Raw genomic sequence first — 10,538 nt, 5'->3', positions numbered from 1 at the left:
TCCTGCTCTTTTCGCTGGAGATGCTCCAGTTATTCCAACTACGCCGTTAAAAGCTGACTATGCTTTATTTGACTACGTATTTGCTGGTGTTATCGCTGTTGCTTTCATCTTTATGATAGCTGGCAGAGTTAAATCTTTCATCAAGTAATTTTAGGGGCTTCTTGCCCCTTTAAAGGTGCATAATAATGAAAGAAAATGCTATATATATCCCTAGTTTAAATATCTGCGTTAAAGATTTTTATATAAAAGACAAAACAATATTTCTTGAAAATTTCGATAGTAGCGTTTCTATTTCTTATGATTCTATTCCTAATTTTCAAACTAATTATATTTTTAATACCGAAACTAATATTTGCTACATACAAAAAAATGATTTAATTTCAAACTTAGGTATATACGAACATCAATTTAATTTTTTAATGGGTCTTTCTGCGATACTTATAGCATTTTCTTTCCTTATTGGCTTAATCATAGTCGGAGCTACACGATGATTGAAGTATTTAACAACGATGTATTTAACTATTTTTTAAACGTTTTTTCTCTCTTTTTCGTTCCTATTTTTATTTACGTTATAGCTCTTTCTTTTGTCAAATAGGTTTTAAATTTTAAAGGCGCTGGGTACTAAATTTTAAACTTCATTTTTTCCTGAAAAAATGAAGCGACAACCGAAGGGCGTCAGTAATTTATATGAATAAAAATTTATTTAAGGATTTTATATGAAATTTCTAGTTAGATCTTTCATTTTCTTATCTCTTTTATGCTCTTTTGCTTTTTCTGGAGCTTGTGATGGTGGCTTATGTTCGGTTATTCGTGATAAAGACTTTGATAGCACTTTTAAGCCTATCGATGGCAAATTTTTAAAAGGTAATAATTATTTTGGCATTAGATCGCCAGAAACTGGCTATTACTATATCTATTCTTTTACAATTACTCAAGAAGCTTATTATTTCTTAGGCTCAAAAACTCCTGGTTTTTATGGTGGGTTTAGCTATGGTCGGGTTTATATAGGTGGCGAGCGTAGGACTGGCCGTTTTGGTCAGCGTCGTGGTGGTGGTATTTTTGATTATTTTGTTCCTTCTGATAATCCTAATGATCCAGTTTTTGATTATTACGATTTTACTGTCTTTGTTTCTCATGATGTTGCAAGATGTAAGCTAAATCAAGAATTTAACACTGACACTATGCAATGCGTTGATTCTTGTCCAGTTGGCCAGACTTGGGACGTTGAAAAAAATGCTTGCGTTGATCCTTGCCCAGCTGATCAAATTTTTAATAAAGAAACTGGCAAATGCGAGCCTAAACTTAAACGTCCTGATTGGTGTCCTTCTCCTATGATCTACAATGAAAGAAAGGTGGAGCTTCTTTTAAGAGATACAATTGTTGAAGAGTGTCTTCCTGATCCTAACATTGATAGGGATAAGTGTAAATCATTTGGCATGGTTTATCATGATTGTGCTGATCTTTATGGTCTTGAATTAACTGCTTGTATGAGTTTCCCTGAAGGTTGTTATACAACTTCTACCCTTCATAAACTTGAAGCCGAACAACAGCTCGAAAGTGATCTTTTTCTTATGGGCGGATTTATGATTCCGTTGCCTATTAATTCTATAAAAAATGGTCTTACTTCTTTATCTAATTTTTTTAAAGGTTTGTTTGCTGGTGGCTCGAAAGCACCTAAAGTAAATTTGTTAGAATATAGACCCCAAATAGTTGATATTAAAGCTACTAAGGCTGGCCCTGAGCCAGTTTTTGATTTTAAGCCAGTTGATGATTCCGCTATTGCTTTAAATAATACCTTTAGACAAACTGGCAAGATTGATCCTGCTGCTTCAACTTCATCAAATATTATAAAATCTCCACAAAAACTAGCCGATGTTTCTCCAAATTTAAGAAAATTTGATCTTCCAAAAGATGCTTCGGTTTCTAAAATTGAAAACAATACTATTGTTACTGCAAAGCTAAAGGATATGTCTAAGCCTATCCCCACAAAAGAAATAACTGTTCCTAATGAAGTTAAAAATATAAATCTTGATTATGATTTAAACACTATGTTTAAGACTTCTGATAAGCCTACTCCTAATTTGCCGATGACAATTAAGCAAACTAGCAATACTGGCAATAAAGCAACCTACAAAGGTAATATTGTTACGCCTGATCAAAGTATTATAGATGTTGATGTTATAGAAACTACCACACAAACTGGTTCAAGGGTTCAAGATGTAACTTATTCTTATACTTATAAAACTCCAAAAGGTAGTAGTAAATTTTCAACTGGTTATGTTAATACTATTGGTTCTGATAATAGAGTTAATAATTCTATCCCTAAAGATGGTACGTCAAGTTCAGGTGGTAATTCGTCTAGTCCAGGTAATGGCGGTAGTGGTTCATCTACTACCACACCTACTACACCTACCCAGCCCTCCCAGTCTATTGATTTAAGCTCTTTAGAGCAAGCTATAAATAGAAATGGTGCTAAGCTCGATACCATAAACGATACTTTAACTTCTATCAAAAATCAACAGCTCGAGCAATGGAATTATGATCCTAATATTAATACTGCTACTTCTTTTTCAGCTTTACAAAGCGAGCTTGCTAAATTTGATGTGTCTGTTAATGACGCTTTTAATTTTTTGAATAATTTTAAAAGCGATATTGACAATTTAATGAATAATTTTAATGAGTCGTTAGAAGTCTTTAAGAATGGTATAGATACTCCAGAAATTCCTAAAGGTACTTGTCCCTTTACTATTAGTGGCCCAACTCCTGGTAGTCAGAAAAATAATTTATTTGTGATCGATCCTTGTCGTATTGTTACCCCTTATAGGTCTATTCTTACGCTATTTTTTACGATTTGGTTTAGCTTTGAGATCATTATGTTTTCTTTGAAATATCTCTTTAGAGTGGGTGGTGATTCATGAAATGGTTAATTGGTGCCGTTGGCGGTTTTATAGTTAATTTTATTGAATTTATAGTCAAGAAAATTGGCGTAAGAAATACTATTTTAGCCTTTATTGTGCCTATTTATGTTTCTTTTGTGGCTTTTCTTGTCGCTTTTGCTGGCTATGCCATTTTATTTATTATGAAAATTTGGAATTTACTAAGAGAATATATCCCTAAAATGTTTGATTATGGCTCTAGTGTTAGCGGTTCTTTTGGTGGCTTGCCTAATCAAACTGTTTTAAACTCTGCTATGGAGTTTTTACATCAAAGTGGTTTAGCTTCTGCCTTTTCAACTGCTATGACTTTATTTATATCTATTCTTAGTCTTTTCTTTGCTCTCCAGCTTTATAAGGTTATCTTGTATGTTAGAGCCAACATTACTAAGATCATAACTGATCTATTAACATTAATGAGTAGATAAAATGTTAAGTTTGATTATAGGTCCGCCACGCTCTGGAAAAACATATAAAGCCGTTCATATAATAAACGATGAATACGAATTACATTTAAAGAATGAATCAAAGTATAGATTTATTTATACTAATATTAACGGCTTAAAATTTGATCATTTTAATGGCTTTGTAAAGCAATATGACAAAAATGATTTTCTTACCGCTGTTAGTCAAGAATATACGCTTAGTTCTCAATATGAAAATGGCTTTTTAGATAATATAGATAATTATGATGAGTATGCTTTAAAAAATGGCATCTATGAAAATTATCATCATTGTTTGATAGTTCTTGATGAAGCTTACAACACCTTTACAAAAACATTTAACGATAGTCTTGGTAGGTTTTTAAGTTATCACGGACATTTTGGCATTGATATTATTTTTTTATTTCAGTCTAAACGTCAGACAAATAGAGAATATTTAGTTCATACTGAATTAATGTATATGGCCCAGCCTAGTGGCAAAAGGCTCTTTAGTAGTCTTTTTAAATATAAAGTTTATAGCACTTCATCTAATTTTAATTATAATCTTATTCGCTCTGAAAATCTAAAATTTAATCAAAAAGTATCAGATTTATATAGTAGTGGCTCAAAAGAAATTTATAAAAGCTATGCAACTAAAAAGATCTTATTTTTAATAATTTTTATTATAGCTTCTTACGCTATATATAAATTTCTAGAGCCTAAGCATGAGCCAGCTCAATCAACTAGTCAAGATGCTAGGTTTGTTGATTTAAATACTTCTGATTCTAAAAAGCCTAAAACAATTTCAAATAGCGTAGATAATTCAGATATAAACACCACTATTTTTAATAACAATAGAATCTATCTAAAGATAACTTGCTTTCCAAATGGTTGTAAATTTAGAAATTATGCCATCGATTTATCTTTAGATAGCTTCTTAGAACTTCTTTCTTTTTCAAACTGCTATATATTCTTACAAGATAAGAAGTCAGGCAATTACATTGATTATTTTGTTTCTTGCCATGCAGATTTTGAGAGAGTTTTAAAAAGCTTAGAAAATTCATCTCAAGGGTTTGCAAATGAAAAATCTCCAAAGACTGATTCTAGTCCTATGCTTCCTACTCTCAAGTAGTTTATCTGCCTTAGAATATCGTAACATTGCATTTAACGATTTCTTGGGCGAGATTAGTTCTATAACTGGCAAAAATATTGTCATTAGTGGTAACGTTGATACTAATTTTGACGTATTTTTACCTACGCTTGATCTAAGCAATACTGATACTTTTTCTAAGTTGCTTAAAGATATTTTAAACGTTAATGGTCTTGATTATTTGATACAAGATAGTGTCTTGTTGATATATAATCCAACTGTTGAAGATAAGCCAGTTTTGAATGACTATATAATCAAATTTAAGCACGTTTCCAAAGAAGATGTTGTATCTGCTCTTTCTTTATTTAGTGAAAATATAAAATACACTGTTTATAGTGATAGGATATTGCTTATTACTACTGAAAGCCAGTATGAGATTATTAATAATCTTATTAATGGGTTAGATACTAGCTATCAATTAAGGCAACTTAGCTTTACAATTATTAGCACAGATAACACAAAACTTAAAGAAATTGGCCCACGTATAGAATCGCTTTTAAATCCACTAGATCATTTTTATTTTAAAATTATTACCAACGTTCTTACGGTCGATAGCACCAAAGTTAATAAAGATTCTGTCACCAGCCTTATAAATTTGCTTAAAGAAAAGGGTGTATCTGATCTGCTTTATAATCCTAGAGTTACCCTTATTGATAATAAAGATAGTGTAATTGAGAGCGTTATAAAGACCCCTATTCAAAAATCATCAATCGAAATTCAAAACAACCAAAGAATGACTACAAACCAAGTTGATTACCAAGATGTTGGCTTAAAGCTTTATATTACAAATGTCTTAATTACTAATGATAGCGTTAGCTTTACTTTGGATTTATATATAGAAAGTTTGCTTGATGATACATTGACTCCTAGAATTTCTAGTAGGCATCTAAAAACAAATGTATATCTTACTGATTCAAATTCTTTTCTTATTGGCGGTATTAATAGCAAAGAAACAATAAAATCAACAAAGACTATTCCTTTTGTTGAAAATATCCCTATTCTTGGCGATATAACTACATATAAGAGCGAAAAAACAACTGATTATAGTTTTAGTATATTCATAACAATGCTTCCGTCTGAAAAAGATATTTTTTCTGAGTTTTATTATGATCCAAAAGATAAACACCTTGCCTTAGAACGCTACTTGACGAGCGCAGCGCGCAACGCAAAAGGGGCCCCACGTAGTGGGGAATGAGCGTGCGCTCTTGGCTATATATAATATAAGTGTGTACCCTAAAGGATTAAGATGTATGGAATTAGCGAAACCGATAAAATCTTTTTAAAAACCAAGCTAGAAAATCAAAAGAAATTTCTTGATAGCAATTTCTTTATGATAAATGGCGAGTATGTCCCCTATTCTAATTTTTATTTTTCCAGCTGGCATAACTCGAATAGATACATTGCTGAACTTAATAACCGTGTTGCTAGCCTTAATGATTATGCTCAAAGTCAAGGGCTTTGTCCTATTTTCGCAGTTTTTACCTTGCCTAGTGAGTATCATAAGCAAAAGCTTATAACTCTTAAGAGTGGCAAGAAAAAGCTTGTTTATAATAAAAAGTATATCGATGATGAAGATCATAGCGTTAGTGCAGGTGCTAGCAAACTTCAAGCCCTAGTTAGAAGCATTATGAACTCAAAGCATTTTAGAAAAATGTCGCAGTTTCAAAAATGCTATATTACTACCAAAGAGCCACATTTAGACGGAACTTGCCATTTAAATTTGCTTGTTTTTGTTCCTAAAGAAAAAATAAATGACTGCGTTATAGCTATTAAAAGTCGTTTTTTAGATACTCATAGCAGGGTTGAAACTGATATTAAAAATCCAACTTCTTATATTATGAAATACATTTTTAAGACTCTTGATGATCTTCGCCAAAATCCTGATTTAGATAACTTGACCGATATAAGCTACTGGTATTTAAAGCATAAAATCAGACGTTTTACAATGTCAAAAACATTTGTAAGTCTTGAAATTTATAGAAAACTAAACGGCAGTATTGACCTAATATCTCTTACTAAAAATTATAATAAAGGCTTGGTTACTGTTGTCGTTGATCCTAGTACCAGGAAGCCTTTAAAAATATTTGATGAATTTGGCGAACTTTGGCAAAAGACTAGAATAATTAAAGATAGCAACACTATTAAACGATATGAAGATGCAAGCGATGAGATAAAGAGCTTTGGCACTAATTTAAAACAAAGACAAATTTTAAAGCTTTGCGATGAGCTTTTTAAAAGCGATGAAAAGCCTAAACCAGTAAGCAGAATGAAAGATTATGAGCTAGTTAATTATTATCAAAGTTTGGGTGGCGATGTAAATGCCCAGCATTTAGCCTATGTTGAAAATTTAATGCTTGATAGAAATTTAGATAACTTTACACACTATCATGAAAGGCATGATCTTAATGCCCCTGATATTGATAGCTTTGTAGATAGATTTTTGATTTGTAATGAATTTTAAGGAGTATATTATGAAAAAATTATTAGTTGATTGTTCTCGCTATCCTTTTTGTTATTTTCCGCAATTAGATTTAGGCATTGTTGTAGAAGAATTTCATTTATATAATTATGAAGAATTTGATACTACTTTTTTTGAAACTTATTATTCTTTTTCTAAATATGGGTTATGTGATTTTTCTAGTTTTGATGATCTTCTTGATGCCTTTGCCAAAAAATTTGATTATGATAGTTTTGAGTATTTTCATGATACTAAATGAGCTTTTTAATAACTACATTAGCTTTTATGAGCTTATTTTAAGCCCAACCACTCTAAGAAGCGATATAGCTACTTATAACAAGCATTTTAAAAACTCACTTGGCTTAAGAGAAATAGAAGATATAAATTTTATCGATATACAAAAGTTTTGCAATGATCTTATCAAGCAAGATTACAAGATAAAGACTATTAAGAATATCGTTGCAAAGCTAAAGGTTATTTTCAAACTTGGTATAAAGCTGGAGTTAATAAATAAAAATCCTTGCGATTTTATTGAGCTACCAAAGTTTGATAATAAAAGGTATTTTGATTACTCGATCGCTATTCAAAAACGTTTTATTAAGGCTATTAGTGAAAATACCGATGCAAGCTCTGATATATTCTTTTTTCTACTTCACGGCAGACGAAAGAATGAAGTATTAAGCTTAAAATTTAGCGATATAAATTTTAAGACCAGGACTTATATTATCCCCTTTAAAATCAATAAGGCTAAAAGAAATATGATTTATAAAATGAGTGATGAGCTTTTTAATCGTCTTTATAAAAGATTTTTGATAGCTAAGAAAGAAAATAAGCTAAACGATTACGTCTTTATTAATCCTATGACTAACGATAAATTTAAAGATTTGCGTAAAAGCTGGGCTTCACTTCTTAAAAAGAATAACTTACCTAAAATTAGGCTTCACGATATAAGGCATTTAATCGGCACATATTCAATTAATTATTTAAAAATTCCCATCGAGCAAGTATCATTTACATTGGGTCATACAAACATCACTACAACACAAAAATATATTACTGCAAACGTTAAAAAATCAAAAGAAACTATCGAAAATTTACTAAAATCAATTTCAGATTAATTTAAGCATTTTAAAAAGTGTTTCAAATATCGATAAAATGGGCATTTGGTTGCGGAGGACGGATTTGAACCGCCGACCTTCGGGTTATGAGCCCGACGAGCTACCACTGCTCTACTCCGCGATAAGTATTATTTTGAATTTAAAAAGTGGATGGGGTAAGAGGATTCGAACCTCTGAATGACTGGACCAAAACCAGTTGCCTTACCGCTTGGCGATACCCCAATGTTTTTAAGAGTTGTAATTATATAGATTTTAATGTGCTTTGTCAAGACTTTTTAGAATTTTAATAAAAATTAAAATTCTAAAATTAAAGCAATTTATGACTTTAGCTATAAAATTTCTCTTTGTCCTTTTGCATTCACTGGACTTAAAACACCCATTTTTTCCATTTGCTCTATTATATTTGCAGCTTTGTTGTAACCTATCTTTAGGCGTCTTTGCAGATAACTGATCGACGTTTTTTGCTCACTTAAAATGATCTCTTTGGCCTCTTCGTAAAGCTCGTCAAGCTCATCTTCTCCTAGAGTACCAGCGGCCACACTTCCGCTTGTGCCTTCTTCTATTAAAAATTTCTCATCATAAACTACATTTTGTTGCTCTTTTAAGAAATTTACAACCGTTTCTATCTCTTTTTCGCTAGCAAATGGTGCGTGAAGTCTGATCACACCAGGGCTTCCTGGAGGTGTAAATAACATATCTCCACGTCCGAGCAAGCTCTCAGCTCCCATTTGATCAAGGATGACCTTACTATCGATCCTCTGCCCTACCCTATAGCTTATCCTACTTGGTAAATTTGCTTTTATAAGGCCAGTCACGACATCGACACTTGGGCGCTGGGTTGCCACTATCAAGTGTATGCCACTAGCCCTTGCCATCTGTGCTAGACGGCCGATATAAAGCTCCACATCCTTACCACTAGTCATCATGAGATCAGCTAGCTCATCTATGATCACAACGATGTATGGGAACTGCTCGCCGCCCTCCTCTTTCATCTTTTCATTGTAGCTCTCTATATTTTTCGTACGAGTTTGACTCATTATCTTATATCTTCGCTCCATTTCAGCGACCATATTGGCAAGTGCAGTGATCGCCTTTTTAGCCTCTGTGATAACTGGAGTTAGAAGATGTGGGATATCGTTATATATGCTAAATTCAAGCATTTTTGGATCGATCATCATTAGACGCAAAGTTTGCGGGCTATTTCTATAAAGCAAGCTTAAAAGCATCGCGTTTATACCCACACTCTTGCCTGATCCAGTTGTACCTGCGATTAGTAAATGTGGGAGCTTTTTTAGGTCAGTCACAAAAGGAGTGCCCACGATATCTTTACCAAGTGCCATAGTTAGCGGGCTACTTGCATTTTTAAAGACTTCGCTCTCTAAAATTTCTTTTAGGTATATAGTTTCTAAATTTTGATTTGGCACCTCGATGCCTACGACATCTTTGCCGGGAATCGGCGCTTGGATACGGATCGTTTGAGCCTTTAGTGCCATCGCTAGGTCATCTTGAAGTGTTAAAATTTTACTTACCTTGATATGTGGAGCTGGACGAAACTCAAATGTCGTGACGATAGGCCCGGTATAAGTTCTAACCACATCTCCGTCTATTTTAAACTTACGGAGTTTATCAAGCAAATTAGAAATTTGCTGATCGATTTCCGTTTCATTTACGCTATGCGAGCGTTTTGGCGGATCGTTTAAAAATTTAAGCGGTGGCAAGACAAAATTCTTTGGCTTTTCCACATTTCCTCGTTCTATTTGATCAAGCAGCTTCTTATTCTCAGCCACTTCGTTTAAAATTTCAACTCCGTTTATAGTTGAGGCCCTACTCTCTATTTCTGGCTCAGGCTCTAGCTCTTCATCTAAATTCTGTTCATCATCATTTAGCACCTGAGCTTCGATAAGCTCTTCTTCTTTTGTGCCTTCAGATTTTGACCTCTTGCGTTCTATCTTTGGGATTTGTTTTGGTTTTATATCCTTTAAATTTTTACTCACCTCGTAGCTTTTTGGCTCTCTATCGACAAAAGCCTTTCTTAAAACAATTATAAAATTTTCTCTAAAAGCAAGCCCAAGTGAGATAATAAACATCATAAGTATAGCAACCGCAGTGCCGATAGCGCCGATGACTTCTTTTAGCGCTGAGACTATAAAGCCGCCTATCACGCCGCTATTTGCCCCAGAAGTACTTAGCGCTTGAAACATCAAAAAAGCTATAAAAAAGAGAAAAATTCCTACCAAAAACTGAGCAAAATCAAAATCAAATTTCTTAAAATTTTTATAGACAAAATAGCCTAAAATGATCAATAAAAATGGATAAACATACGCGATAAGTCCAAAATATTTGATATTTAAAATACCAAGGCTTTGTCCAAGCGAGCCAACAAAATCAGCAGTTGGAGCAGCTGTAGCGATACCAAAATATATAAAAATGCAAACAAAAATTGTAAATAAGATATGT

The 10,538-nt window shown here is 32.8% G+C and carries 9 protein-coding genes and 2 tRNA genes; 8 read left to right on the top strand and 3 right to left on the bottom strand.

The annotated features are described in order from the left end of the window. Positions 1-185: 185 nt before the first annotated feature. The 8 genes from TH67_RS07245 to TH67_RS07210 all read left to right on the top strand — a co-directional run bounded on the left by TH67_RS07245 (position 186) and on the right by TH67_RS07210 (position 8,081). A complete protein-coding gene (locus tag TH67_RS07245) occupies positions 186-491 on the top strand; it encodes a hypothetical protein (protein WP_072594978.1) in 306 nt (101 codons plus the stop codon). Positions 492-716: 225 nt separating this feature from the next. Next, positions 717-2,918, top strand: a complete 2,202-nt coding sequence (locus tag TH67_RS07240; RefSeq protein ID WP_072594977.1) for a hypothetical protein — start codon at positions 717-719, stop codon at positions 2,916-2,918. Further along, on the top strand, positions 2,915-3,361 hold the full coding sequence (locus TH67_RS07235) for a hypothetical protein (RefSeq protein ID WP_072594976.1): 447 nt from the start codon (positions 2,915-2,917) through the stop codon (positions 3,359-3,361). Before TH67_RS07240 ends, TH67_RS07235 begins: the two co-directional genes overlap by 4 nt. Position 3,362: 1 nt before the next feature. Continuing rightward, positions 3,363-4,487: a zonular occludens toxin domain-containing protein gene (locus TH67_RS07230; protein WP_072594975.1), complete on the top strand. Its 1,125-nt coding sequence runs from the start codon at positions 3,363-3,365 to the stop codon at positions 4,485-4,487. Then, positions 4,435-5,700: a type II secretion system protein GspD gene (locus TH67_RS07225; RefSeq protein ID WP_180371738.1), complete on the top strand. Its 1,266-nt coding sequence runs from the start codon at positions 4,435-4,437 to the stop codon at positions 5,698-5,700. Before TH67_RS07230 ends, TH67_RS07225 begins: the two co-directional genes overlap by 53 nt. 51 nt (positions 5,701-5,751) lie before the next feature. Then, a complete protein-coding gene (locus TH67_RS07220; RefSeq protein WP_072594973.1) occupies positions 5,752-6,966 on the top strand; it encodes a replication endonuclease in 1,215 nt (404 codons plus the stop codon). Between the two features lie 10 nt (positions 6,967-6,976). Further along, on the top strand, positions 6,977-7,222 hold the full coding sequence (locus TH67_RS07215) for a hypothetical protein (RefSeq protein ID WP_072594972.1): 246 nt from the start codon (positions 6,977-6,979) through the stop codon (positions 7,220-7,222). Then, entirely contained in the window at positions 7,209-8,081 is an 873-nt protein-coding gene (locus tag TH67_RS07210; protein ID WP_072594971.1) for a tyrosine-type recombinase/integrase, read from the top strand. The genes TH67_RS07215 and TH67_RS07210 overlap by 14 nt, the downstream gene beginning before the upstream one ends. Positions 8,082-8,127: 46 nt before the next feature. Here the strand turns inward: TH67_RS07210 and TH67_RS07205 are convergent. The 3 genes from TH67_RS07205 to TH67_RS07195 all read right to left on the bottom strand — a co-directional run bounded on the left by TH67_RS07205 (position 8,128) and on the right by TH67_RS07195 (position 10,492). Continuing rightward, positions 8,128-8,202: transfer RNA gene (locus TH67_RS07205), tRNA-Met, on the bottom strand. A gap of 26 nt (positions 8,203-8,228) precedes the next feature. Beyond that, positions 8,229-8,303: transfer RNA gene (locus tag TH67_RS07200), tRNA-Gln, on the bottom strand. A 107-nt stretch (positions 8,304-8,410) separates the two neighbouring features. Then, positions 8,411-10,492, bottom strand: a complete 2,082-nt coding sequence (locus TH67_RS07195; RefSeq protein ID WP_374057354.1) for an FtsK/SpoIIIE family DNA translocase — start codon at positions 10,490-10,492, stop codon at positions 8,411-8,413. Between the last annotated feature and the right edge of the window lie 46 nt (positions 10,493-10,538).

Origin of the sequence: Campylobacter concisus, assembly GCF_001891085.1 — a bacterium.
Classification (GTDB): Bacteria; Campylobacterota; Campylobacteria; order Campylobacterales; family Campylobacteraceae; genus Campylobacter_A; species Campylobacter_A concisus_O.
This window is presented reverse-complemented; position numbering and strand designations above follow the sequence as displayed.